Source organism: Streptomyces sp. NPDC029159 (assembly GCF_055564055.1).
Genome location: NZ_JBVHWT010000001.1, coordinates 242,497 through 266,163, shown reverse-complemented (window position 1 = coordinate 266,163; position 23,667 = coordinate 242,497). Strand labels below are relative to the sequence as shown.

The 23,667-nt window shown below is 73.8% G+C and carries 23 protein-coding genes and 1 pseudogene; 15 read left to right on the top strand and 9 right to left on the bottom strand.

Annotated features, from left to right (window positions below; translation table 11 throughout):
• Positions 1–34 precede the first annotated feature (34 nt).
• The 4 genes from ACZ4U4_RS01160 to ACZ4U4_RS01145 all read left to right on the top strand — a co-directional run bounded on the left by ACZ4U4_RS01160 (position 35) and on the right by ACZ4U4_RS01145 (position 2,511).
• The gene (locus ACZ4U4_RS01160; protein WP_020129281.1) at positions 35–193 is read left to right on the top strand and encodes a DUF4177 domain-containing protein; all 159 of its coding nucleotides are present in this window, start codon (positions 35–37) and stop codon (positions 191–193) included.
• Positions 190–654: a RidA family protein gene (locus ACZ4U4_RS01155; protein ID WP_467868082.1), complete on the top strand. Its 465-nt coding sequence runs from the start codon at positions 190–192 to the stop codon at positions 652–654. Before ACZ4U4_RS01160 ends, ACZ4U4_RS01155 begins: the two co-directional genes overlap by 4 nt.
• A gap of 127 nt (positions 655–781) precedes the next feature.
• Positions 782–1,684: an NUDIX hydrolase gene (locus ACZ4U4_RS01150; protein WP_467868080.1), complete on the top strand. Its 903-nt coding sequence runs from the start codon at positions 782–784 to the stop codon at positions 1,682–1,684.
• Positions 1,681–2,511 (top strand): MBL fold metallo-hydrolase, encoded by an 831-nt coding sequence (locus ACZ4U4_RS01145; RefSeq protein WP_467868078.1) that lies wholly within the window; start codon positions 1,681–1,683, stop codon positions 2,509–2,511. The genes ACZ4U4_RS01150 and ACZ4U4_RS01145 overlap by 4 nt, the downstream gene beginning before the upstream one ends.
• A 25-nt stretch (positions 2,512–2,536) precedes the next feature.
• Here ACZ4U4_RS01145 and ACZ4U4_RS01140 read toward each other — a convergent pair whose 3' ends face one another.
• Entirely contained in the window at positions 2,537–3,349 is an 813-nt protein-coding gene (locus ACZ4U4_RS01140) for a nucleotidyltransferase (protein WP_467868076.1), read from the bottom strand.
• A gap of 208 nt (positions 3,350–3,557) precedes the next feature.
• Entirely contained in the window at positions 3,558–4,232 is a 675-nt protein-coding gene (locus ACZ4U4_RS01135) for a Crp/Fnr family transcriptional regulator (RefSeq protein ID WP_006604164.1), read from the bottom strand.
• 440 nt (positions 4,233–4,672) lie between these two features.
• On the opposite strand from ACZ4U4_RS01135, the gene nth reads away from it, so the two are divergent.
• The 3 genes from nth (at position 4,673) to ACZ4U4_RS01120 (ending at position 7,883) form a co-directional block, all read left to right on the top strand.
• Positions 4,673–5,701, top strand: coding sequence for an endonuclease III (nth, locus tag ACZ4U4_RS01130; RefSeq protein WP_467868073.1), 1,029 nt, complete (start codon positions 4,673–4,675; stop codon positions 5,699–5,701).
• A gap of 273 nt (positions 5,702–5,974) precedes the next feature.
• Complete coding sequence (locus tag ACZ4U4_RS01125; protein WP_467868916.1) at positions 5,975–6,670, top strand: NUDIX hydrolase; 696 nt, start codon at positions 5,975–5,977, stop codon at positions 6,668–6,670.
• Positions 6,671–6,683: 13 nt separating this feature from the next.
• Positions 6,684–7,883 carry a MarP family serine protease gene (locus tag ACZ4U4_RS01120; RefSeq protein ID WP_467868071.1) on the top strand — a complete coding sequence of 400 codons (1,200 nt, stop codon included), beginning with the start codon at positions 6,684–6,686 and terminating at the stop codon, positions 7,881–7,883.
• A gap of 59 nt (positions 7,884–7,942) precedes the next feature.
• Here ACZ4U4_RS01120 and ACZ4U4_RS01115 read toward each other — a convergent pair whose 3' ends face one another.
• The 6 genes from ACZ4U4_RS01115 to ACZ4U4_RS01090 form a co-directional block, all read right to left on the bottom strand.
• Entirely contained in the window at positions 7,943–8,155 is a 213-nt protein-coding gene (locus ACZ4U4_RS01115; RefSeq protein ID WP_384594303.1) for a hypothetical protein, read from the bottom strand.
• A 143-nt stretch (positions 8,156–8,298) separates the two neighbouring features.
• Positions 8,299–9,225, bottom strand: coding sequence for an alpha/beta fold hydrolase (locus ACZ4U4_RS01110; RefSeq protein WP_467868069.1), 927 nt, complete (start codon positions 9,223–9,225; stop codon positions 8,299–8,301).
• Positions 9,222–9,680, bottom strand: coding sequence for a phage holin family protein (locus ACZ4U4_RS01105; RefSeq protein ID WP_467868067.1), 459 nt, complete (start codon positions 9,678–9,680; stop codon positions 9,222–9,224). Before ACZ4U4_RS01105 ends, ACZ4U4_RS01110 begins: the two co-directional genes overlap by 4 nt.
• 43 nt (positions 9,681–9,723) lie before the next feature.
• Positions 9,724–11,118 (bottom strand): Na+/H+ antiporter NhaA, encoded by a 1,395-nt coding sequence (nhaA, locus tag ACZ4U4_RS01100; protein WP_467868065.1) that lies wholly within the window; start codon positions 11,116–11,118, stop codon positions 9,724–9,726.
• Positions 11,119–11,381: 263 nt separating this feature from the next.
• Entirely contained in the window at positions 11,382–13,349 is a 1,968-nt protein-coding gene (gene acs, locus ACZ4U4_RS01095; RefSeq protein WP_467868064.1) for an acetate--CoA ligase, read from the bottom strand.
• 514 nt (positions 13,350–13,863) lie between these two features.
• A complete protein-coding gene (locus tag ACZ4U4_RS01090) occupies positions 13,864–14,850 on the bottom strand; it encodes an ATP-binding protein (RefSeq protein WP_467868062.1) in 987 nt (328 codons plus the stop codon).
• A gap of 101 nt (positions 14,851–14,951) precedes the next feature.
• Here ACZ4U4_RS01090 and ACZ4U4_RS01085 point away from each other — a divergent pair, with 101 nt between their 5' ends.
• Positions 14,952–15,809 (top strand): Fic family protein, encoded by an 858-nt coding sequence (locus ACZ4U4_RS01085; protein WP_467868060.1) that lies wholly within the window; start codon positions 14,952–14,954, stop codon positions 15,807–15,809.
• Positions 15,810–16,351: 542 nt separating this feature from the next.
• Here ACZ4U4_RS01085 and ACZ4U4_RS01080 read toward each other — a convergent pair.
• Positions 16,352–17,206, bottom strand: coding sequence for an HAD family hydrolase (locus tag ACZ4U4_RS01080; RefSeq protein ID WP_467868058.1), 855 nt, complete (start codon positions 17,204–17,206; stop codon positions 16,352–16,354).
• Positions 17,207–17,677: 471 nt separating this feature from the next.
• On the opposite strand from ACZ4U4_RS01080, the gene ssd reads away from it, so the two are divergent.
• The 7 genes and pseudogenes from ssd to ACZ4U4_RS01045 all read left to right on the top strand — a co-directional run.
• The gene (gene ssd / locus ACZ4U4_RS01075) at positions 17,678–18,823 is read left to right on the top strand and encodes a septum site-determining protein Ssd (RefSeq protein ID WP_467868056.1); all 1,146 of its coding nucleotides are present in this window, start codon (positions 17,678–17,680) and stop codon (positions 18,821–18,823) included.
• A complete protein-coding gene (locus ACZ4U4_RS01070; RefSeq protein ID WP_467868054.1) occupies positions 18,816–20,039 on the top strand; it encodes a TadA family conjugal transfer-associated ATPase in 1,224 nt (407 codons plus the stop codon). Before ssd ends, ACZ4U4_RS01070 begins: the two co-directional genes overlap by 8 nt.
• Positions 20,036–21,115, top strand: a complete 1,080-nt coding sequence (locus ACZ4U4_RS01065) for a type II secretion system F family protein (RefSeq protein WP_467868052.1) — start codon at positions 20,036–20,038, stop codon at positions 21,113–21,115. The genes ACZ4U4_RS01070 and ACZ4U4_RS01065 overlap by 4 nt, the downstream gene beginning before the upstream one ends.
• Positions 21,112–21,915, top strand: a complete 804-nt coding sequence (locus ACZ4U4_RS01060) for a type II secretion system F family protein (protein WP_467868050.1) — start codon at positions 21,112–21,114, stop codon at positions 21,913–21,915. Before ACZ4U4_RS01065 ends, ACZ4U4_RS01060 begins: the two co-directional genes overlap by 4 nt.
• 192 nt (positions 21,916–22,107) lie before the next feature.
• A complete protein-coding gene (locus ACZ4U4_RS01055; protein WP_391645903.1) occupies positions 22,108–22,293 on the top strand; it encodes a DUF4244 domain-containing protein in 186 nt (61 codons plus the stop codon).
• A gap of 553 nt (positions 22,294–22,846) precedes the next feature.
• Positions 22,847–23,221, top strand: coding sequence for a TadE family type IV pilus minor pilin (locus tag ACZ4U4_RS01050; protein WP_467868048.1), 375 nt, complete (start codon positions 22,847–22,849; stop codon positions 23,219–23,221).
• Positions 23,181–23,471 (top strand): annotated as a pseudogene (locus ACZ4U4_RS01045) (Rv3654c family TadE-like protein); the annotation flags it as partial. The gene ACZ4U4_RS01050 and the pseudogene ACZ4U4_RS01045, both read left to right, overlap by 41 nt.
• Positions 23,472–23,667: the final 196 nt, after the last annotated feature.

Genomic DNA, 23,667 nt, shown 5'->3' with positions numbered 1-23,667 from the left:
CCGGAGCCGTCCCGGCAGGCATTACGCTCGCCCCATGACCAAGTGGGAATATGCGACCGTGCCGCTTCTCGTACACGCGACGAAGCAGATTCTGGACACCTGGGGCGAGGACGGCTGGGAGCTGGTCCAGGTCGTTCCGGGCCCGAACAACCCCGAGCAGCTGGTGGCCTACCTGAAGCGGGCCAAGGCGTGAGCGCCGTCGAGGCGAGGATCGCGGAGCTGGGGCTGAAGCTCCCCGAGGTGGTGCCGCCGCTGGCCGCCTACCAGCCCGCGGTGCGCTCCGGGAAGTACGTCTTCACCTCCGGCCAGCTGCCCATGGTGGAGGGTGCCCTGCCCGCCACCGGCAAGGTCGGCGCCGGCGTCGCCCCGGAGGCGGCCAAGGAACTGGCCGCGACCTGCGCGCTCAACGCGCTCGCCGCCGTGAAGTCCGTCATCGGCGACCTGGACCGGATCCAGCGCGTCGTGAAGGTCGTCGGCTTCGTCGCCTCCGCACCCGACTTCACCGGCCAGCCCGGTGTCATCAACGGCGCCAGCGAGCTGCTCGGCGAGATCCTCGGCGACAAGGGCGTGCACGCCCGGTCCGCGGTGGGCGTGGCGGTGCTGCCGCTCGACGCGCCCGTCGAGGTCGAGATCCAGGTCGAGATCGCGGAGTAGTCCGCACGTCCGGTCGTCCGTACGCCCGGTCGCTCCGGCGGGATCCGGGCGCGGCCGGGCGTACGCGCACCCGGGGCGCCGAAAAGAGCCCCTCGAACATCCGCGCGTGAGCGCATAGCATCCGGCCATGTCGTCGACGACCAATGGCCAGTGGTACCCGCCGGAGTGGCCGGGCCTCATCCGGGCGCTCGTGAACGGCGAGCTGACCCCCGCCGAGCCCCGGCGCGCCGCGACCGTCCTGCTGCTGCGGGACGGCGACGGCGGTCCCGCCGTCCATATGCTGCGCAGACGCGCCTCCATGGCCTTCGCCGGAGGCGCGTACGCCTATCCGGGTGGCTCCGTGGACCCGCGCGACGAGCGGCCGGTCGCCTGGGCCGGGCCGTCGCGCGCCGAGTGGGCCGCGCGGCTGGGCGTCGACGAGGCCGCGGCGCAATCCGTCGTCTGCGCCGCGGTGCGCGAGACGTTCGAGGAGTCCGGGGTGCTGCTCGCGGGCCCGTCCGCGACGACCGTCGTCGCGGACACCACCGGCGGCGCCTGGGAGGCCGACCGCGCCGCCCTCGTCGCCCACGAACTCTCCTTCGCCGACTTCCTCGACCGCCACGGGCTGGTGCTCCGCTCCGACCTGCTCGGCGCCTGGGCGCGCTGGATCACCCCCGAGTTCGAACCGCGCCGCTACGACACGTGGTTCTTCGTCGCCGCGCTCCCCGAGGGGCAGCGCACCCGCAACGCCTCCACGGAGGCGGACCGCACCGTGTGGACCCGCCCGGCCGATGCCGTCGCCGGATACGACCGCGGCGAGCTGCTGATGATGCCGCCGACCCTCGCCACCCTGCGCGCCCTGGAGCCGTACGGGTCCGCCGCTGCGGCCCTGGCGGCGGCCGGGCGGCGCGATCTGACGCCGGTGCTGGCCCGCGCGCGGCTGCGCGACGGCGAGATCGAGCTGAGCTGGCCGGGGCACGAGGAGTTCACCAAGCACATCGCACCGGGGGAGAACGCTCCGGGCGACGCTTCGGAAGGGGGCCGGGCATGACCGACGCGGCAACGCTCCCCGGGCAGCCCCGGGGCGCGGTGGTCTCCGGGCCGGCCACCGACCGCGCCCGGTGCGTCCTGGCGCCCAACCCGTCGGCGATGACCCTGGACGGCACCAACACCTGGCTCCTCGCCGAACCGGACTCCCCGCTGGCCGTCGTCGTCGACCCCGGGCCGCTCGACGAGGGCCATCTGCGGGCCGTCGTCGACGCCGCCGAGCAGGCCGGCAAGCGCGTCGCGCTGACCCTGCTCACCCATGGGCACCCCGACCACGCCGAGGGCGCCGCCCGTTTCGCCGAGCTGACCGGCACGGCCGTCCGCGCCCTGGACCCGGCGCTGCGCCTGGGGGACGAGGGGCTGGGCGCCGGTGATGTGATCACCACCGGCGGGCTGGAGCTGCGCGTCGTGCCCACCCCGGGGCACACCGCCGACTCGCTCTCCTTCCATCTGCCCGCCGACGCCGCCGTCCTGACCGGCGACACCGTCCTGGGCCGCGGCACCACGATGGTCGCCCACCCCGACGGGCGCCTCGGCGAGTACCTGGACTCGCTGCGCCGCCTGCGCTCGCTGACCGTCGACGACGGGGTGACGACGGTGCTCCCCGGGCACGGCCCGGTGCTCGACGACGCCCAGGGCGCGATGGAGTTCTATCTGGCGCACCGCGCCCACCGGCTCGCCCAGGTGGAGACCGCGGTGGAGAACGGCCACCGCACGGCGTCCGAGGTCGTCGCCGCGGTCTACGCCGATGTCGACCGCTCCCTGTGGCCAGCCGCCGAACTGTCCGTACGGGCGCAGCTGGAGTACCTGGGGGAGCACGGGCTGATCTGAGGCGTCCGGGGGCGCGCCGGGCCGCTCAGGGGCGGGGCGCCTTCGGACCGTGGACGGCCAGGTACTCGCCGGCCAGCCAGGGCGCGAGATCGGCCAGCAGTTCATCGAGGAGCGCGGGGTGCTCCGCCGGGGCGCGGGCGGCGCGGGCCGCGGCGCGCATCTGCTCGGCGCGCGCCGGGTAGTAGCGGCCGAACACCTCGGCCATCTCGGTCAGATCGCTGGTCCAGCCGCCCCACCGCGGCATCACCAGCGTGAAGCCGGTACGCACCAGACGCCGGCTCATGCCGCGGATCAGCCGCTGCCGCTCCGCCTCCGTACGCGCCGCCGCGGCGCGCTCGCGCATCCCGGGCAGTTCGCGGAAGAGGTCCCCGTTGGTCTCCCGGGCCAGCAGCGGGGTCGGACGGTAGCGGGGCAGTTGTTCGCCCAGGTCGGGGCCGGTGAGCGGGGTGCACAGGCAGGCCACGAACCAGCCCAGGTCGTACCGCTCCCGCTCGCTCAGCAGCCGTGGCACGCCCTCGATCAGGACCCCGGCGCCGTCGATCTGCGGGAACTCCGCGTCGAGTTCCGCGCCCAGCGCGTCGGCCGTGGCGTGGTCGTCCGGGGTGGGCGGGGTGTGGAGCGCGAGCAGCAGATCGAGGTCGGAGACCCCGGGGACGGCGGTGCCGCGCGGGATGCTGCCGTAGAGGTATGCACTGTGCAGCCGGTCGCCGAAGCGCGCGGCGCTCCGCTCGCGCGCGGCCGCCGCCACGGGGGCGAACGCTTCGGTGATCCGGGAGAGCGCGCCCTCCCGCAGGAAGTGGCCGTCCTGGTCGAGCCCCGGGCCCGTGGCGTCGGTCATGGCGTCAGCATGACGACGCGTCCGGCGGGCGGGCCACCGGTTTTGGCGGCCGGACGCGCGAGGCTGGACGCGTACATGCCCACTCAGGCGCCATATACGGCCGCTCAGGCGGTTTTCCCGGCCCCGGGCAGCCCTGGGCGCGGCGCGCGGGTCCGCGGCGCCGTACGGGCCGGGAGCGGGGCGCCGCCGCGGGGACGGCGCCCGGGGGTCAGCGGGAGCGCTTCGCCAGCCGCTCGACGTCGAGGAGGATCACCGCACGGGCCTCCAGACGCAGCCAGCCGCGGCCCGCGAAGTCGGCGAGGGCCTTGTTGACCGTCTCGCGGGAGGCGCCCACCAGCTGGGCCAGCTCCTCCTGCGTCAGGTCGTGCACCACGTGGATGCCCTCCTCGGACTGCACGCCGAAGCGGCGCGACAGGTCCAGCAGGGCGCGGGCGACCCGGCCGGGGACGTCCGAGAAGACCAGGTCGGACATCTGGTCGTTGGTCTTGCGCAGGCGCCGGGCGACGGCGCGCAGCAGGGCGGTGGCCACCTCGGGCCGGGCGTTCAGCCACGGCTGGAGGTCGCCGTGGCCCAGGCCGAGGAGCTTGACCTCGGTGAGGGCGGAGGCGGTGGCGGTACGCGGGCCCGGGTCGAAGAGCGACAGCTCACCGATCAGCTCGCCGGGGCCGAGGACGGCGAGCATGTTCTCGCGGCCGTCGGGGGAGGTGCGGTGCAGCTTCACCTTGCCCTCGGTGACCACGTACAGGCGGTCGCCGGGGTCCCCTTCGTGGAACAGGGCGTCGCCGCGAGCGAGCGTGACCTCTCCCATCGAGGCGCGCAGCTCCGCCGCCTGCTCATCGTCGAGCGCCGCGAAGAGCGGTGCGCGCCGCAGAACGTCGTCCACGAGATCTCTCCTTGTCGACATGCTCCGGGGGACTGTGGTCCCCATCATGCCGGAATGCAAAACAGTGCGATCAATCACAAGTTTGCCGGACCGATGGCCCGAGCCCTACGCCAGGGGGCCGATCGGGGTGGTGAAAACCGGTGATCGAGTCGGATGTCGGTGGGTGGTCGTAGTCTGGCCGAGTGTCCAACACGCCGGTGAGAGCACGGGACGAGGGGGGCTGAGCGAGTGACCGCCGAACGCGATTCCGCTCTGGGCGAACGGCCGCCCGTGGGCGCCCCGGAAGTGAACGTAAGCACCAAATCGCCGGTCCCGTCCAGGCACGCGCGGCAGGCGGCGCGGACGCCGCCGACCCCCGGCGCCGCGCCTCTCGCGAGGCGCCCGGCGGTGGACCCGGTACGGAAGTCGGCACGGCACGAGTCGGTACGGAAGAGGGCGGCGTGAAACACCCAGCGAAGACGACGGAAACGACCGCACCCCCGGCCGGGCGGAACGGCGCGGAGGCGGGCACGTCGCGGGCGGCGGTCAAGAAGGCGGCCGCCAAGAAGGCCGCGGCAGGTGCGTCCGCCGAGAAGACGGCGGCCAAGAAGGCGGCGGCCAAGAAGACGGCCGCCGGGGCGGGCGTGGCGAAGAAGACCGCCGCCAAGAAGACCGCCGCCGCGAAGAAGGCGGCCGCCGCCAAGGCCCCTGCCCGTAAGCCCGAATCGCGGGTCGCGCTGGTGCGCCGGGCGCGGCGGATCAACCGGGAGCTGGCGGAGCTGTATCCGTACGCCCATCCGGAGCTGGACTTCACCAACCCCTTCGAGCTGCTGGTCGCGACGGTGCTCTCCGCGCAGACCACCGACCTGCGGGTCAACCAGACCACCCCGGCGCTCTTCGCCGCCTGCCCCACCCCGGAGGACATGGCGGCGATGGACCCGGAGCGGCTGGAGGAGCTGATCCGGCCGACGGGCTTCTTCCGGGCCAAGGCACGGTCGCTGCTCGGCCTGTCGGCGGCGCTGCGGGACCGCTTCGGCGGTGAGGTGCCCGGCCGCCTGGAGGACCTGGTCACGCTGCCCGGCGTCGGCCGCAAGACCGCCAATGTCGTCCTCGGCAACGCGTTCGGCGTCCCCGGCATCACCGTCGACACCCACTTCGGCCGGCTGGCGCGCCGCTTCGGCTGGACCACCCAGGAGGACCCGGAGAAGGTCGAGGCGGACGTCGCCGCGCTCTTCCCCAAGAGCGAGTGGACGATGCTGTCGCACCGCGTCGTCTTCCACGGCCGCCGCGTCTGCCACTCCCGCAAGCCCGCCTGCGGCGCCTGCGGCATCGCCCCGCTCTGCCCGTCGTACGGCGAGGGCGAGACCGACCCGGAGAAGGCGAAGAAGCTGCTCAAGTACGAGCTGGGCGGACAGCCGGGGCAGCGGCTCAACCCACCCGCCGGATTCCCCGGCCGGCCCGCGCCCCCGCTGGGGGCCCCGGCCTCATGACACCGGCCACCGCCGCACCGGCGGTACGGGCCGCACCGGCGGCCCCGAAGGCGGGCCGCGCGGCCCGCCTCCGGGCGCCGCACACCGAACCAGGGCCTTGAGGGGGCGCGTATGACGAGTGCACGGGAGCAGTACGGCGAACGGACCGGCGACCGGGCCGGGGAAGGGCGGCCCGCGGCGGCCCCGGAGAGCGGCCGGACCCCGCCCGGCGACGGCCCGGCGGCCACGGCCGGGCCCGGCGCGCCGCCCGCCACCACCGGCGCGCCGCCCGCCGTGCCCGAGGCCCCCGGCGCCGGGCGGCTCCCGCAGGCGCGGGTGAGCACCGAGGGGCTGCCGGAGTGGCTGGACCCGGTCGTCCGGGCGGCGCAGACCGTCGAACCGCACCAGCTCAGCCGCTTCCTGCCACCCGAGAACGGCGGCCGCCAGTCCGCGGTGCTGGTCCTCTTCGGGCAGGGCGCCCGCGGGCCCGAGCTGCTGCTGATGGAGCGCGCCGGGACGCTGCGCTCGCACGCCGGGCAGCCCTCGTTCCCCGGGGGCGCGCTCGACCCGGAGGACGGCGACCCGGAGGGCAGCGGTCCGGTGCGGGCCGCGCTGCGGGAGGCGCAGGAGGAGACCGGGCTCGACCCGGCGGGCGTGCAGGTCTTCGGCGTGCTGCCGCGGCTCTACATCCCGGTCAGCGGCTTCGTGGTGACGCCGGTGCTCGGCTGGTGGCGCGAGCCCAGCCCGGTCGGCGCGGTCGACCAGGCGGAGACCGCCCGGGTGTTCACGGTTCCCGTGGCGGATCTCACGGACCCGGCCCACCGGGTGACGGCCCGCCATCCGCGAGGGCACACCGGTCCGGCGTTCCGGGTCGAGTCGGCCCTGGTCTGGGGTTTCACCGCCGGGGTCATCGACCGCCTGCTGCACTACGCGGGGTGGGAGATTCCGTGGGACCGCACGAAGCAGGTCCCGCTCGACCGGAGCGCGTGAGACGGTGTCCGGCGTGAACGTCCTGGACATCCTGTTGCTGGTCGCCGCCGTGTGGTTCGCGATCGTCGGCTATCGGCAAGGCTTCGTCGTCGGCATCCTGTCCGTGCTCGGCTTCCTCGGCGGTGGCCTGATCGCGGTCTACGTACTCCCCGTCATCTGGAACGAGGTCACCGACGACGCCACCCCCGGCACCTTCGCGGCCATCGCCGCCGTCGCCATCGTCATCATCTGCGCCTCGGTCGGCCAGGCGCTCACCACCCATCTGGGCAACAAGCTGCGCCGCCACATCACATGGTCACCGGCGCGGGCGCTGGACGCCACCGGCGGCGCGCTCGTCAACGTCGTGGCGATGCTGCTGGTGGCCTGGCTGATCGGTTCCGCGCTGGCCGGTACGTCGCTGCCGACGCTGGGCAAGGAGGTCCGCAACTCCAAGGTGCTGCTGGGCGTCTCGCGGGTGATGCCGCAGCAGGCGACGACGTGGTTCACGGACTTCTCCTCGGTGCTCGCGCAGAACGGCTTCCCGCAGGTCTTCACGCCGTTCTCCAACGAGCCGATCACCTCCGTCCCGGCGCCCGACCCGAAGCTGGCGCACAGCCCCGTCGCGGGGCGCGCCCGGCAGAGCATCGTCAAGGTCGTCGGCACGGCGCCCAGCTGCGGCAAGGTCCTGGAGGGCAGCGGCTTCGTCTTCGCGCCGCACCGCGTGATGACCAACGCCCACGTCGTCGGCGGCGTCTCCGAGCCGACCGTGCAGGTGGGCGGCGAGGGCACCACGTACGACGCCAAGGTCGTGCTCTACGACTGGGAGCGGGACATCGCGGTCCTCGACGTCCCGGCGCTGCGGGCGCCCGCGCTGAAGTTCACCGGCACCGACGCGCAGAGCGGCCACAGCGCCATCGTCGCGGGCTTCCCGGAGAACGGCGGCTACGACGTCCGCTCGGCCCGGATCCGCGGCCGTATCCAGGCCAACGGCCCGGACATCTACCACCGGGGCACCGTCGCCCGCGATGTGTACTCCCTGTACGCGACGGTGCGGCAGGGCAACTCCGGCGGCCCGCTGCTCACCCCGCGCGGCGAGGTGTACGGCGTGGTGTTCGCCAAGTCCCTGGACGACGCGCAGACCGGCTATGCGCTCACCGCCGACGAGGTCCGCCAGGACGTCGTCAAGGGTCAGCAGGCCACCCGGCCCGTCGACACCCAGGGGTGCGCGATCTGAACCACCCGGAAGGCGGCGGGTACCGGCACGGGCTCCGTGCGGTGCCCGCCGTCGGTGTTTCAGCCGCGGGGATGGCGCAGCCGGGCGGACATCCACCGCGCTCTGCGGCGCAGGATGCGGGGGATGCCCATCGGGTGCGCGGAGTCCGGGTGCGGGGGACCCGCGGGCCCGCCGGCCCGGAGGTCGGGAGTGCCCCTGTCCCGCGTACCCACGGCAGCGGCACTGCTGCGGCGGTTGCGTGCCACGTCACGGTAGTCGTGCGTCCAGCCCATACCCTCGACTCTGCCCGTGGCCCGAGGTCCGTAACCGCCGGGCGGCCCGCCAATCGGCCTATGCGCCGGGCACTTGGCCACCTGTCACCGCCGTGTTCGTCCCCGGTTCGCCGGGCCGCTTCCGGGGCGCGGGGCGGGCTCGGTCAGCGGTCCGGCTCGGGGTCCTGGAGCCAGTTGACCAGCTCCGTGGAGAACGCCACCGGGTCCTCCTCGTGGGGGAAGTGGCCGAGCCCGTCGAAGAGCCGCCAGCGGTACGGGGCCTCGACGTACGCGCCGGAGCCCGCGGCGGTGCGGGTGCGCATCACCGGGTCGAGCGAGCCGTGCAGATGCAGCGTCGGGACGCGTACCGGCAGCTTCATCCGGCGGTTGAACTGCAGGCCGTCGGGGCGGGCCAGCGAGCGGACCATCCAGCGGTACGGCTCGATGGAGCAGTGGGCCGTCGAGGGGATGCCCATGGCCCGCCGGTAGACGGTGACGGTTTCCTCGTCCGGGGGCTGCGGGCCCGACCAGTCGTGGAGCATCTCGCCGACCCGGGCGGCGTCGTCGGCGACGAGCGCCCGCTCGGGCAGCCAGGGCCGCTGGAAGCTCCAGATGTGGGCGCTGCGCCTGCTCTGCCGGGCGTCGGCGAGCATCGCGCGGCGCCACAGCCGCGGATGCGGCATCGAGGCGACGGCGAGGCGGCGCACCAGCTTCGGCCGCATCGCCGCCGCCGTCCAGGCGAGGTAGCCGCCCAGGTCGTGGCCGACGAGCGCGGCGTCCGGCTCACCCAGGGAGCGGATGACGCCGGTGACGTCGAGGGCGAGGTTGGCCGGGTCGTAGCCGCGCGGGGTGCGGTCGCTGCCGCCGACGCCGCGCAGGTCCATCGCGACGGCCCGGTAGCCCGCCTCGGCGAGCGCCGGCAGCTGGTGCCGCCAGGCCCACCAGAACTGCGGGAAGCCGTGCAGCAGCAGCACCAGCGGGCCGTCGCCCATCTCCGCGATGTGGAAACGGGCGCCGTTCGCCGCGACGTCCCGGTGGGTCCAGGGTCCGTCGGGGCGTACGACCGGTGCGGTGCTGTCGGGGACCGTCATGTCGAGGTGCGTGTCACGGACTCCAGGACCGGGTGGTCCGCGGGCTCCGGGCGGGGGTGCGGCTTGGCGTTCTGGAGGACGGCCGCGGTCTGCTTGGCGGAGGCGATCGTCTTCTCCGGCTTCTTGATCTTCTTCACCTTGGCCAGTGCGATCAGGGCCAGCAGCAGCGCGATGACGATGAAGGCGCCGCCGACGATGAGGAAGGACCAGGCCAGTCCGAGGCCGAGGTTGTGGATGCCGTACGCCGCCGCGAAGCTCAGCACCGGCAGGGCGAAGAGGATCAGCACGCCGGCGACGATGAAGGCGGCGCCGCCGATGCCCGCCCGCTTCGCGTCCAGTCGCAGCTCGGCCTTGGCCAGTGCGATCTCGTCGTGCACGAGTGCGGACAACTCGGCGGTGGCCGTCGCCACCATCTGGCCGAGGCTGCGGTCTGCGCCGTCGTCGGCTGAACTCATCGCCGTCTCCCTTATGTCTGCTGCGTAGGCAAAGCCTCTCAGATCATGCCGGACCATCGTCCCCGGGCTCGGCGCCGGAGGCCACTTCGGCAAGCCGCCGGTGTTCCGCGGCCTTCGCCTCCAGCATCGCGGCCATCCGCAGGTGGTACGCCGGGTCGCCCTCCTCGTAGACGTCGGGGATGCCGTCCTGGTCCTCGTCGCGCTCCTCCTCGGCGAGGAGGGCGCGGTACTTGTTGTTGCGGAGTTTGAGCAGGAGGGTGGCGCAGCCGGCGGCGATCAGCGAGCCGAGCAGGACGGATGCCTTGATCTCCTCGGCGAGCGCCGGGTTGTCGCCGAAGGCCAGCTCGCCGATGAGCAGGGAGACCGTGAAGCCGATACCGGCGAGGGTGGCGACGGCGAAGAGGTCGGGCCACTTGAGGTCGGGGTTGAGCCGGGCGCGGGTGAAGCGGGCGGTCAGCCACGTACCGCCGAAGATGCCGAGGGTCTTGCCGACGACGAGACCGAGGACCACGCCGAGGGTCTCGGGGCGGGTGAAGACCTCGCGGATGGCGTCGCCCGAGACGGCCACCCCGGCGGAGAAGAGCGCGAAGAGCGGCACGGCCAGGCCCGCGGAGAGCGGGCGGACCAGGTGCTCGATGTGCTCGCCGGGGGAGTGGGTCTCGCCCTCGCGGGGGGCGCAGCGCAGCATCAGGCCCATCGCGACGCCCGCGATGGTGGCGTGCACGCCGCTGTTCTCCATCAGCGCCCAGATGACCAGGCCCAGCGGCACGTAGATGTACCAGCCGCGGACGCCCTTGCGCAGCAGCAGGTAGAAGACGCCCAGGCCGACGACGGCGAGGCCGAGCGCCAGGAAGTTGATCTGCGAGGTGAAGAAGACCGCGATGATCAGGATGGCGAAGAGGTCGTCGACGACGGCCAGGGTGAGCAGGAAGGCGCGCAGCGCGGACGGCAGGGACGTGCCGATGACGGCGAGGACGGCCAGCGCGAAGGCGATGTCGGTGGCGGTGGGGACCGCCCAGCCGTCGAGCGAGCCGTGGCCTATGCCGCTGACCACGAGGTCGACGATGGCGGGCATCGCCATACCGCAGAGCGCGGCGATCACCGGGAGCGCGGCGGCCTTGGGATCGCGCAGCTCACCGGCGACGAGTTCGCGTTTCAGCTCGATACCGGCGACGAAGAAGAAGATCGCGAGCAGGCCGTTGGCCGCCCAGTGCTCCAGGGAGAGGTTGAGGCCGAGCGAGGCGGGGCCTAGATGGAAGCCGCGGACCGCCTCGTAGCTGTCTCCGAAGGCGTTTGCCCAGATCAGCGCGGCGATGGCGGCGACGAGAAGGAGGACACCGCCGACCGTCTCGGTGCGGAGCGCGTTGGTGAGGAAGTTCCGTTCCGGCAGCGGCAGACGGCCGAGGAAGAGGGAACGGCGATTCTGGGGTGCGCTCACGGGGGCTGACCTCCGGATTTCGGCAGCTGAGTACGGCTGTGGCAGTTGCCGACCAGACTTCCCGGCGCACCCTGAGATCTTGGCGTTTTCTTGACGCCGCTCCCACTGTACCGGGCGGGTGCAAGGTGCCGCGGGGCGCTTCTCACTTTACGGATATATCGGGAGGCTTGCGGGTCACCGTCGGAGGGGTGGGAACGTCGCAGGGGCACCGGCCGTCTCGCCGGTGCCCCTGCGGGCCGGGTGCGGCCCTCGCCGCACCGGGGTCAGTCGTCGCTGGCCGCGCCGGGCAGCTTCGCCTGGATGAGGTCCATGACGGAGGAGTCGGTGAGCGTGCTCACATCACCGAGGTCGCGGTTCTCGGCGACGTCCCGCAGCAGCCGGCGCATGATCTTGCCGGAGCGGGTCTTGGGCAGCTCCGCGACCGGCATGATCCGCTTCGGCTTGGCGATCGGCCCGAGTTGCTGCGCGACATGCGCCCGCAACTCCTCCACCAGCCCTTCGTCCTCCGCGTCCGCCGAACCGCGCAGGATCACGAAGGCGCAGATCGCCTGGGTGGTCTGCGGGTCGGTGGCGCCCACCACCGCGGCCTCGGCGACCTTCGGGTGCGAGACCAGCGCCGACTCCACCTCGGTGGTGGAGATGTTGTGGCCCGAGACGAGCATGACGTCGTCGACCCGGCCCAGCAGCCAGATGTCGCCGTCCTCGTCCTTCTTGGCGCCGTCGCCCGCGAAGTACTTGCCCTCGAAGCGCGACCAGTACGTGTCGAGGTAGCGCTGGTCGTCGCCCCAGATGGTGCGGAGCATCGACGGCCACGGCTCGGTCAGCACGAGGTAGCCGCCGGCGCCGTCGGGCACCTCGTGGCCGTCGTCGTCCACGACGGTCGCGGAGATGCCGGGCAGCGGCCGCTGCGCCGAGCCGGGCTTGGTGGTGGTGACGCCCGGCAGCGGGCTGAGCATCATCCCGCCGGTCTCGGTCTGCCACCAGGTGTCGACGATCGGGGCCTGGTCGGCGCCGATGTGCTTGCGGTACCACATCCACGCCTCGGGGTTGATCGGCTCACCGACCGAGCCCAGGACGCGCAGCGACGACAGGTCGAACTTGGCGGGGATGTCGTCGCCCCACTTCATGCAGGCGCGGATCGCGGTGGGCGCGGTGTAGAGGATCGAGACGCCGTACTTCTGGACGATCTCCCACCAGCGGCCCTGGTGCGGGGTGTCCGGCGTGCCCTCGTACAGCACCTCCGTCGCGCCGTTGGCGAGCGGACCGTAGGTGATGTACGAGTGGCCCGTCACCCAGCCGACGTCGGCGGTGCACCAGAAGACGTCGGTCTCCGGCTTGAGGTCGAAGACGGCGTGGTGGGTGTAGGCCACCTGGGTGAGGTAGCCGCCGGTGGTGTGCAGGATGCCCTTGGGCTTACCGGTGGTGCCGGAGGTGTAGAGGATGAAGAGCGGGTGCTCGGCGTCGAACGCCTCGGGCGTGTGCGTCTCGCTCTGGCGGTCGACGGTCTCGTCCCACCACAGGTCGCGCCCCTCGGTCCAGGCGGTCTCCTGGCCGGTGCGGCGGACGACGAGGACGTGGCGGACGTTCTCCGTGCCGGGCTTGGCCAGCGCCTCGTCGACGGCGGGCTTGAGGGCGGACGGCTTGCCGCGGCGGTAGCCGCCGTCGGCGGTGATCACGACGCGGGCGTCGGCGTCCTGGATACGGGTGGCCAGCGCGTCCGCGGAGAATCCGCCGAAGACGACGGAGTGCGGGGCACCCAGGCGGGCGCAGGCCAGCATCGCGATGACCGTCTCCGGGATCATCGGCATGTACAGCGCGACCCGGTCGCCGGCCACGACGCCCAGCTCGGTCAGGGCGTTGGCCGCCTTGGAGACCTCACGCTGCAACTCGGCGTAGGTGATCGCGCGGCTGTCGCCGGGCTCGCCCTCGAAGTGCAGCGCGACGCGGTCGCCCAGGCCGTTCTCCACGTGCCGGTCCACGCAGTTGTACGCGACGTTGAGCTTGCCGTCGGCGAACCACTTCGCGAAGGGTGCGTTCGACCAGTCGAGCGTCTGGGTGGGCGGCGTCTGCCAGCTCAGGCGCTTGGCCTGCTCCGCCCAGAAAGCCAGCCGGTCCGACGCCGCCTGCTCGTACGCCGCTGCCGTGACGTTGGCGTGCGCGGCCAGCTCGGCGGGGGGTGCGAACCGCCGTTCCTCCTTGAGAAGATTGGCCAGACTGCTCTCGTTGCTCACGACATCTCCCATTCCCAGGGCGTGCGGTGTGTCCCGGCTCATAGCTCATCAGCCCGCGGTACGCCCTGACAAGGGTTGCCGGGAAAAATTGGTGTAGACCTGTAAAGTTTGCAGGTCAGACCGGCATCGGAGCGGCTTCGGCGCGTACGGTGCAGAACCGCCCGCAGGCGTCGTCCAGGACGTACGCCCGGGCCTCACCGACAGGGAAATGCCTCCGGTGGAGAGCGAGCGAACCGTCCGCCGCCCGGCGGGGCTCGGCCACTCTCCGTGTTCAGCAAGCGGAGCGTAATGTCACGCAAAGCGCAAGAGAAGTGTTTTCGCGCAAGTGAACTACGTATTCGCTCTTACGGGTGAATGAAAGGGGCGCCCGCTTGCTTTTCCCGCGCCTGTTTCGGTGAGTTCCGGCCCTGAAGAGTTTCTTCCGGTAAAACCGCCGTACGCGTACGACCGGGCCGGGAAAAGGGCGGAAATGGGTGCGGCCGGCGGTGACGCGGTTGCCACCGCCGGCGGCGGATCAGACCGGCTGCGGGGTCGCCGCACCCTCGGAGAGAAGGAATGCCGGGTCGACCTGCGCGGCGAGGTCCGCACCGGTCTTCGCGTTGCCCCAGCTCTCCGCGTTCCGCAGGTGGAAGTGGACCATCTGGCGGGTGTAGCGCTGCCAGTCGCGCTGTGCGTACGTGGCGTCGGCGGCGCCGTGCAGGGTCTTGAGAGCGCGGCGGTTGACGTCCTCCAACTCGGTGAAGGGGGCGGGGCGGCCCTTCTCCATGGCGCGCACCCAGTCCGAGTGGCCGACCGTCACCAGCAGGTCGTCGCCCACCTCCGCGCGCAGGAACGCGAGGTCGTCGGGGCCCTGCACCTTGTTGCCCACCACCTTCAGGCTGACGTCGAAGTCCCGCGCGTACTCCTTGTACTGGCGGTAGACGGCGATGCCCTTCCGGGTCGGCTCGGCGACCAGGAAGGTCATGTCGAAGCGGGTGAACATCCCGGAGGCGAAGGAGTCCGAGCCGGCGGTCATGTCGACGACGACGTACTCCTCGCGGCCGTCCACGAGGTGGTTCAGGCACAGCTCGACCGCGCCGACCTTGGAGTGGTAGCAGGCGACACCCAGGTCGGACTCGGTGAACGGGCCGGTGGCCATCAGCCGCACCGAGGAGTCGTCGAGGGGCACCGTGCGGGCGCAGGCGTCGTAGACGGGGTTGTCACCGCCGACGCGCAGCAGTTGCGAGCCGTCACCGGGGGGCGTCGTCTTGATCATCGTCTCGGCGGAGGAGATCCGCGGGTTGCTGCCGCGCAGATACTCCTTGATCAGCGGGAGATGGGCGCCCATCGCGGGCAGCGCGGCGGCGGTCGCGTCGTCCAGGCCCAGGGCGGCTCCCAGATGCTGGTTGATGTCGGCATCCACCGCGATCACGGGGACGCGGGCGGCCGCGAGATGGCGGATGAACAGGGAGGACAGGGTGGTCTTGCCGCTGCCGCCCTTTCCTACGAAAGCGATCTTCATGTTCACCAACAGTAATCTGTTTATCGCGCTCAGTGAGAAGTCCACGTGAAGAACACCACTCCATCGGGGGGCGTGGCCACCTGGTGCGTAGGGTCGTACCCATGGCTGCAGACACCCGGGGTACGGCCCCAAAAACCCCGCAGGCGGGCGCCGATCCGCTGTCGGCTCTCGCGTCGCTCCCGGGCGTCGAAGACGCGGTGGACTCCGTGCGCAAGGGCGTGGACCGGCTCTACGGGCACCGGATCATGCGCCGCCGCAGTGTGGAGGTCACCTCCGAGGCGGCGCTGCGCGGATCGCGTGGCTCCGCCGCGCTGGCCGGGGCCGACTGGGCGCTGGAGGAGGTCCGGCGGCGCACCGACTTCAGCGCGGACGGTGAACCGGCGACGGTCGGCGCGGCGCTGCGGCTCACCGCCGAGGCGGGCCAACTGCTCAGCGTGTGGCGGCAGTCGCCGCTGCGGGTGCTGGCGCGGCTGCACCTGGTGGCGGCCGGTGGCGGCGGCGCGGACGAGACCGTCGGGCGCCCGCGGCTGGCCGGGGAAGGTGTCGACGAGCCGCTGATCGAACTGGAACTGCCCGGCGCGGACGAGGTCGCGGGACGGCTGGACGGCCTGGCGCGGCTGCTGCTCGCGGGGAGCGAGGCGCCCGCGCTGGTGACCGCCGCCGTGGTCCACGGCGAACTGCTGGCGCTGCGCCCCTTCGGCTCGCACAACGGCCTGGTCGCGCGCGCCGCGGAGCGCCTCGTGCTGATCGGCAGCGGCCTCGACCCCAAGTCCATCTGCCCGGCCGAGGTCGGCCACGCTGAACAGGGGCGGGCCGCCTATGTGGCCGCGTTGGAGGGGTACGTCTCCGGTACGCCCGACGGGGTGGCCGCCTGGATCGCGCACTGCGGGCGCGCGGTGGAACTGGGCGTGCGGGAGTCCACGGCGGTCTGCGAGGCGCTGCAGCGCGGCGCCGCCTGAGGTGCGCCGACGGTCTTTCCGGTGCCGGGATTACCGGCGCGGGGCCGGGCCCGGACAGGAGTTGCGGCGGTACGTGGTGCTGATACGTACCGCCGCTGGCACGTCCGCCGCGTGACCATGCGTGCACTTTCTCTGCCCATCAGGCCGGAGAACTCTGTCCGTCGCCTGGTGCGGCTGGCCCGTATTCGACGGGTCGGCGTCGCGTGGGTGCGCGGCATTCATGCATCGGTCCGTGGGCCTTGCTGCGTTTCAGGTGATCCTCTCGGACGTCCTTGGTCTCGCGGGCCGTGATTCCTTTGTACCCCAGCCCCCGGACAAGGGGAACTCTTCACCTCAGATCTTTACTTTTGCCTTCAATAACGGGCAATGCGGGTAAAGCGGATGGCGGTCCGTCGGATATACGATGCCCCGCCGCCGGGGGATTCCACCGGCCCGGCTCCGCCTTTCCGGGAGATCTCCGGGGGTCGGCGGCGAAGGCGTCGGGGGAATTTCCGGGCCCGGAGGGGGGCGTCTCGGGGTTTCCGCCCTCGGCGCCCCGTCGCTCAGGCCACGTAACTCCGGCGCCGCCGCGCCGCGTACCGCACCAGGCTCGCGCCGATCGCCGCCGCTCCCACCGCCGCGGCCAGGACGAGCACCGGGCGGGAGGGGAGTGCGGGCAGCGGCCGGGTCAGCGGCACCGGGCGGCTGAACGACAGTACCGGCCACTCCCGGGCGGCCGCCTCCCGGCGCAGCGCCCGGTCCGGGTTGACGGCGAAGGGCCGGCCGACGGCCTCCAGCATGGGGATGTCCGTGGCCGAATCGCTGTACGCGAACGACCGCGTGAGGTCGTACCCCTCGGTCGCGGCCAACTCCCGCACCGCCTCCGCCTTGGTGGGCCCGTAGGCGTAGTAGTCGATCTCGCCGGTGAACCGGCCGTCGTCGCCGACGGCCATCCGCGTCGCCACCACCCGGTCGGCGCCCAGCAGTTCGCCGATCGGCTCGACGACCTCCGCGCCCGAGGTGGACACGATCACGACGTCACGGCCGGCCGCATGGTGCTCCTGGATCAGGGAGACGGCCTCGTCGTAGATGATCGGGTCGATCAGATCGTGGAGTGTTTCGGCGACGATCTCGCGGACCTGCGCGACGTCCCAGCCGCGGCACAGCGAGGAGAGATAGGCGCGCAGCCGTTCCATCTGGTCGTGGTCCGCGCCGCCCGCAAGGAACAGGAACTGTGCATATGCGGTACGCAGCGCGGCCCGGCGATTGATCAGGCCACCGCGGTAGAAGGACTTGCTGAACGTCAGCGTGCTGGACTTTGCAATGACCGTCTTGTCGAGGTCGAAGAAGGCGGCGGTACGGGGCATCGAGTGGCGCACGGAGGGGTTTTCCACAGGCCGAGCATAGGCTCCCTCCATTCGGGGGTAAGGGCTGCGCGTGGGTTTGCTTGAGAAGGCTCTCGGGTACACCATGGAAGTCACGGATCGTTCGCGACCGTGCTAACCCGGTCCGGCTCCTCCCCCCCCCGAGTCGGCCGAGGAAGACGACCCCCGCTCTCCCCCCCGGCGGGGGTCGTCGCATGTCCGGATGCATTTCTCGGCATCCGGCCGGGACGCGGCGCTGTTTTCTCCCTCTCCTTCGCACCGCCGCGCCCTCACGGTCGATGCGCCGCACCGGTCACTCTTCGTATCTACCGGGATGCTCTGCGGATGCTCGCCAATCCGCCGCGAGGCGGGCGCACGGTCGCCGGGATAGGTGACGGGGATATTCACAACGCGGAGTTGTCCACAGGTTTTGACCAAGATCCCCGCGGATTTCCCGATCGCCCCACGCTAAAAGTCCGCGACAGCGCGGAAGAGCGGTACGCGATGCGACAAGGGGGATGGAACATGCCTGGATCCAGGATGGCCGGCGAGGCAGGCGTAACGGATGAGGAACGTCCGGGACCGCTTCTCGTCACCGAGGATGAGCAGTTGCTGGACGACCTCGTGCGGCTCTGCGCCGCGGCGGGCGTGGTGCCGCAGTCCCGGCCGGATCTGCCCTCGCGCGGGGCGTGGCCGCAGGCGCCATTGGTGGTCATCGGGGAGGAGAGCGCGGCGCGGCTGCGCGGGGCGGGGCGCCGCGACGGCGTCGTCCTCGTCGCACGGGACGCGGATCGGGCCGAGGTCTGGCGGCTGGCCGTGGCCCTGGGCGCGGAGCGGGTGATCACGCTGCCCGAGGGGGAGCGGTGGCTCGCCGACCGGATCGCCGACGCGGTCGAGGGCCCCGGGCCCGCCGCGCTCACCGTCGGCGTCCTCGGCGGTCGCGGCGGCGCCGGGGCGTCCACCCTGGCCTGCGCCCTCGCGGTGACGGCGGCGCGCAAGGGCCTGCGCACGATGCTGGTGGACGCCGATCCGCTGGGCGGCGGTCTCGACGTACTCCTCGGATGCGAGCGGGAGGAGGGGCTGCGCTGGCCGGCGTTCCGCGAGTCCCGCGGCCGGGTCGCCTCCGGCGCGTTGGCCGGTTCGCTGCCCCGGGCGCACTCCTTACGGGTGCTCAGCTGGGACCGCGGCGCCGAGGTGGCGATCGCGCCCGCGGCGATGCGGGCGGTGCTGTCGGCGGCCCGCCGACGCGGCGGGGTCGTGGTGGTGGACCTGCCGCGCCGGGTCGACGAGGCGGTGGCGGAGGCGCTCGACCAGGTGGATCTGGGGCTGTTGGTGGTGCCCGCGGAGTTGCGCGCCGTCGCCGCCGCCCGGCGGGTGGTGGCCGGTACGGCCGGGGTGCCGCGGGACCTGCGGGTCGTCGTCCGGGGCGTACCCGGTGCGGCGCCGGGGCTGGACGACGAGGAGATCGCCGCCCTTGTGGACCTGCCGTTGCTGGGCGAACTGCCATGGGATCCCGAGCCCGTTGACGGCACGGCAAGGGGCGTTCCGCCCGGGGTGCGTGCCCGTGGACCGCTCGCCCGTTTCTGCGCCGCGTTCTGGGAGCGGGCGTTGCCGGAGGCGGGCGGGGCGCCGGGGCCGCTGCGGGACGCGGGGAGGGACGGAGATGAGTGACGTACTGCTGGACGCGGTACGGCGGCGGCTCGCGGAGGCGGGGGCGGAGCCCACGGCGGCACGGGTGGCGCTCGCCCTGCGCGAGGAGGGCCGGGTCCTGGGGGACGCCGAGGTGCTGGGCGTGGTGGCGGCGCTGCGGTCCGAGATGGTGGGCAGCGGCCCGCTGGAGCCGCTGCTGGCCGCGCCCGAGGTGACGGACGTCCTGGTCACCGGCCCGGACGAGGTGTGGGTGGACCGCGGCGGCGGATTGGAGCGGACGCCGGTGCGCTTCCGGGACGCGTCCGAGGTGCGGCGGCTCGCCCAACGGCTGGCGGCGGTGGCCGGGCGGCGCCTCGACGACGCCCGGCCCTGGGTGGACGCCCGGCTGCCGGACGGCACCCGGCTGCACGCGGTGCTGCCCCCGGTGGCGGTGGCGGGCACCTGCCTGTCGCTCCGGGTCCTGCGGCCGCGGGTCTTCGGTCTGGCCGAGCTGGTGGCGGCCGGTACGGTGCCGCCGGGCGGTGACGCGCTGCTGCGGGCGCTGCTGGCGGCCCGGGTGTCCTTCCTGGTCAGCGGCGGCACGGGCAGCGGTAAGACGACACTGCTGTGCGCGCTGCTCGGGCTGGTCGGTCCGGCCGAGCGGATCGTGCTGGCCGAGGACTCCGCGGAGCTGCGGCCGGTCCACCCCCATGTGGTGCGGCTGGAGACCCGCCCGGCCAATCAGGAGGGCGTCGGCCGGGTGACGCTGCGGGACCTCGTCCGCCAGGCGCTGCGGATGCGGCCGGACCGGCTGGTCGTCGGGGAGGTGCGCGGCGCCGAGGTGACCGACCTGCTGGCGGCCCTCAACACCGGCCACGAGGGCGGCTCGTGCACGATCCACGCCAACGCCGCCTGCGATGTCCCCGCCCGGCTGGAGGCGCTCGGCTCCACCGCCGGGCTGGACCGCGCCGCCCTCCACAGCCAGTTGGCGGCCGCGTTGTCGGTGGTGCTGCACCTCGTACGGGACCGGGAAGGGCGGCGGCGGATCGCCGAGATCCACGTCCTGGAGCGGGACCGCGACGGCTTCGTGGTGACCAGACCGGCCGCCGTGTGGAGTCCGGACGGCTTCGTGGCGGCGGACGGCTGGGGCCGGTTGATGCGGCTCTGCGAACGGGGCGGGCAGCGTGTCCGGCCGCTCGGGGGCCCGGTGGAGGCGCGTGCGGCGGACGGCGCGCCGGTGTGGGAGGTGGCCCGGTGACGGGGGACGCGGCGCTCGCCTCCGTGGTGGTGGCAGCGGTGGTGTGGTGGGCCTGCACGGCCGGGTGGCCGGCGGTGGCCCGGTGGCGGGAGTGGCGGCGCAGGGCCCGGTGGTTGGCTGCGGAAGCCGGAACGGGCGCGTCGCCGACGGCCACCCGTGGGCGGCTCGGGGGCGCGTGGCCGCTCCCGGTACGCCTGCGGGAGGCGGACGCCGCGTGGTGGAGCGGCGGGCCCTGGGCGGGGGCGCGCCTGTCGTGGCCGGGTGCGGGGCGGGAGTTGTGGTGTCTGCCCGGCGGGCTGTTGCTGGGGGTGGTGGGGGGATCGGTGTTGCCGGTGCTCGCCTCCCTGGGGGCGGTGTTCGTGGTGCGCCGGGTCCTGGCGGCGCGGCAGGCGGCGCGGGCGCGGGACCGGCGCGCGGCGGCGGTGATCACGCTCTGCGCGACGGTCGCGACCGAACTGCGCGCCGGACGCCAGCCGAACCGCGCGCTCCTCGCCGCCGGGGTGCCGGACCTGGGCGGTGCGGGCTCCGCGATCCTGGCCGCCGCCCGGTACGGAGGCGATGTGCCCCGGGCGCTCCGGGCCGCCGCGGCCTTGCCGGGGGCCGACGGGCTGAACGGCGTCGCGGCCTGCTGGCGGGTCGCGGTCGAGGGCGGCGCCGGACTGGCCACCGGTCTGGAACGCATCGCCGCGGCACTCCGGGCCGGACGGGACCAACGGGACGAGCTGAACGCCCAGTTGGCGGGTCCGCGCGCCACGGCGCTGATGCTCGCACTGCTGCCCGCCTGCGGACTGCTGATGGGGACGGCCCTCGGCGCCGACCCCCTACGGGTCCTGCTGCACACCCCGTTCGGCTGGGCCTGCCTGGTCATCGGCGGGCTCCTCGAGTGGGCCGGTGTCGCCTGGACGGCCCGCATCGTCACCGGAGCGCTGCCGCCCGTCGGGGAACGCCGGGGAGGCGGTCGGCGGAGCGTGGCGTCGGCCGACCGGTCCGCCGGGCGAAGGGCCGGAGCCCGGTACGGCCTGCCGCCGGCGGGTGTGGCGCCGCAGGCCCGGCGTACGGAAGGGGCGCCGGTATGAGCGCGGAAGTTGTCCACAGGGTGTGGATGGTTGTTGCGGTGGCGCTCACCCTCCTCGCCGGGGAGCGGTGGTGGGCCTGCCTCCGGCACACCCGCCGGAGGCGGATCGTACGCAGCCGGGCGGGCGGCCTGGGACACCGGCTCCCCGGCGGGCAGCGGCCCGCGCGGCGCGGTCGCCGGTGGGCGCCGGGGACCGGGCGGCTCAGGGAGTGGCCGGTGCCGTTGGGCGTGGCGTGCTTCGTGCTCCTGCTCGTCGACGGGGTGCCCGGAGCCGTGGCGGGCGTTGTCGCCGGGTACGCCGCCCACCGCTGGCAACTGCGGCAACGCGCCACCGACGCCGACCGGTCGACCCGGCACGCGGTACGGGCCGAACTGGCCCCGGCGGGAGACCTGCTGGCCGCCTGCCTCGCCGCGGGCGCGGGTCCACGGGAGGCGGCGGAGGCGGTCGGCCGTTCGCTGGACGGCACGGTCGGGGAGCGGCTGCGCAGCGTCGCGGCGGAGCTGCGGCTGGGCGGTGAACCGGCGGTCGTATGGGAGCGGTTGGCGGAGCTGCCCGGCGCCGCGGGGCTGGCGCGGTGCATGGCACGCGCCGGGATATCCGGGGCGCCCACCGTGGACACGGTCGCCCGGCTCGCCGCCGAACTGCGGTCGGAGGCGGCCCGGTCCACGGCCGCACGGGTCCGACGGGCGGGCGTCCTGGTGACGTTGCCACTGGCCGCGTGCTTCCTCCCGGCGTTCCTGACGCTCGGGGTGGCACCGGTGCTGATGGGACTCGCCGGGGGCCTGCTGGGGCACCGGTGAGGCCCCCGGGGGGGGGCGGCGGCTGGGCGCAGCCGGGCCCTGCGGCGGGGTGAGCCGATACCGGGGCGCGCGGATCGCCCCTGCCCCCCCTTCACCAATTGCGCTCTTCGGCAAGCGGTCTTTTCCGCAACTGGTTCTTTGACCGGCTTCTTTCGACTTTCGACAAGGCATGGACGCAAGGAGGAAACGGAGATGTTCCGACGGTGGCGAGCGGCGGTACGTGGGTGCCGCGACCGGGGGATGACCACGGCCGAGTACGCGGTGGGGACCTTGGCCGCGTGCGCACTGGCCGCGGTGCTCTACAAGGTGGTGACCAGCGCGGCGGTGCAGACGGCGCTCCGGTCGTTGATCGAGAGGGCGCTCGATGTCCAGTTCTGAGGGGCGCCGGGGTACGCGGCGACGCGCGGCGCCAGGAATGCGGCGTACCGCGAAGGGACCGCGGCGCGCGGCGAACGGGCCACGAGTGGCGGCGACCGGACGACGCACACAGGGCCGTCACCGGGCGGCCCGGCGAGAACGTGAACGGGGATGGGGACGGGGATGGAGGAGCCGGGCGAACGCCGCCGGCCAGGCGGGGAGCGGCACACGCCCGCCGCGCAGGCCGGCCGCCGACGCCTCCGGGCCGGGTGGCCGCGCCCCCGCCCCGGAGCCAGGTACGCCGAGGGGCGCGGCCCGGCGGGCTCGGGAGCCGGGACCGGACGGCGGCACCGGCTTCGGAACGACCGCCCGTGGTCGTACGGCCCTCGGGAACGCGGCCGGAGCGGCGGGGAGAGCCGAGGCCGGAGCGGCGGGTGGTGCGCGGGGTGAGCCCCGGGACGCCGACGGCAGGTCAGGAGCCGGGGAGACCGCGCAACTCCGGTACGCCGCGGGCGCGGAGCGTAGGTGGCGTACCGGGGGAGCAGGCTCCCGGGACGCCCCGCCCTTCCTGTACGTGCCGCACCGGTCGGCACGTGCCCGGCGCCCGCCGGGGAAGGACGCGGGTTTCGTCACGGCGGAGGCCGCGCTGGTGCTGCCGGTGCTGGTGGCCGTCGTGGCGGCGCTCATCTGGGGGCTGATGGCGGCCTGCGCCCGTATCGAGTGTGTGGACGCCGCGCGGGCCGGAGCGCGGGCCGCGGCGCGGTCGGAGCCGCACGGTGCGGTGCTCCGGGCGGCCCGCGGCGCGGCGCCGGCGGATGCGCGCGTGGCGGTGTCCCGCGAAGGCGATCTGGTGCGGGTGCGGGTCGCGGCGGAGTTACCGGGCCTCGGGCGCCTGACCGTCCGCGTCGGTGGAGAGGCGGTGGCCCTTGCGGAGGACACGGTGCGGTGACCGGGGCTCGGCAACGGTCTGGACGGTCTTCGCCGTCGCGGCGCTGTGCGCGGTGTTCGCCGCCCTGCTCGCCCTGGGCCAGGCCGTCGTGGCCCGGCACCGGGCGGGCGGCGCCGCGGACCTGGCGGCGCTGGCCGCGGCCGACCGCGCCGCGCAGGGACCGGCGGCGGCCTGCGCCGATGCCCGCCGGGTGGCGGCGGCACAACGTGCCCGGCTGGTGCGCTGTGCGCTGAACGACGCCGTCGCCGATGTGTCGGCCGAGGCGGGGGACGCCCCCTTCACGGCCCGGGTCCGCTCCCGGGCCGGTCCGCCGGAGGCCGGGCCGCCGACGGAGGGACGGCCGGACGACGGTCCACGCGGGGCCGACCCTCCCGAGGGCGGCCGGGCGAAGGCCGACGCGGCGCCGGCTCCCGCTGCGCGGGCCAGGCAACGCCCTCACCCCGCAG

What these genes read in the sequence shown, in the direction of transcription:
- ACZ4U4_RS01090 (WP_467868062.1), bottom strand. Translation starts at nt 14,850, where the DNA reads ATGAAGATCGCTTTCGTAGGAAAGGGCGGCAGCGGCAAGACCACCCTG.
- ACZ4U4_RS01140 (WP_467868076.1), bottom strand. Translation starts at nt 3,349, where the DNA reads ATGACCGACGCCACGGGCCCGGGGCTCGACCAGGACGGCCACTTCCTG.
- ACZ4U4_RS01060 (WP_467868050.1), top strand. Translation starts at nt 21,112, where the DNA reads ATGAGCGCGGAAGTTGTCCACAGGGTGTGGATGGTTGTTGCGGTGGCG.
- ACZ4U4_RS01115 (WP_384594303.1), bottom strand. Translation starts at nt 8,155, where the DNA reads ATGGGCTGGACGCACGACTACCGTGACGTGGCACGCAACCGCCGCAGC.
- ACZ4U4_RS01150 (WP_467868080.1), top strand. Translation starts at nt 782, where the DNA reads ATGTCGTCGACGACCAATGGCCAGTGGTACCCGCCGGAGTGGCCGGGC.
- ACZ4U4_RS01160 (WP_020129281.1), top strand. Translation starts at nt 35, where the DNA reads ATGACCAAGTGGGAATATGCGACCGTGCCGCTTCTCGTACACGCGACG.
- ACZ4U4_RS01105 (WP_467868067.1), bottom strand. Translation starts at nt 9,680, where the DNA reads ATGAGTTCAGCCGACGACGGCGCAGACCGCAGCCTCGGCCAGATGGTG.
- ACZ4U4_RS01055 (WP_391645903.1), top strand. Translation starts at nt 22,108, where the DNA reads ATGTTCCGACGGTGGCGAGCGGCGGTACGTGGGTGCCGCGACCGGGGG.
- ACZ4U4_RS01070 (WP_467868054.1), top strand. Translation starts at nt 18,816, where the DNA reads ATGAGTGACGTACTGCTGGACGCGGTACGGCGGCGGCTCGCGGAGGCG.
- ACZ4U4_RS01110 (WP_467868069.1), bottom strand. Translation starts at nt 9,225, where the DNA reads ATGACGGTCCCCGACAGCACCGCACCGGTCGTACGCCCCGACGGACCC.
- ACZ4U4_RS01145 (WP_467868078.1), top strand. Translation starts at nt 1,681, where the DNA reads ATGACCGACGCGGCAACGCTCCCCGGGCAGCCCCGGGGCGCGGTGGTC.
- ssd (WP_467868056.1), top strand. Translation starts at nt 17,678, where the DNA reads ATGCCTGGATCCAGGATGGCCGGCGAGGCAGGCGTAACGGATGAGGAA.
- ACZ4U4_RS01080 (WP_467868058.1), bottom strand. Translation starts at nt 17,206, where the DNA reads ATGGAGGGAGCCTATGCTCGGCCTGTGGAAAACCCCTCCGTGCGCCAC.
- ACZ4U4_RS01085 (WP_467868060.1), top strand. Translation starts at nt 14,952, where the DNA reads ATGGCTGCAGACACCCGGGGTACGGCCCCAAAAACCCCGCAGGCGGGC.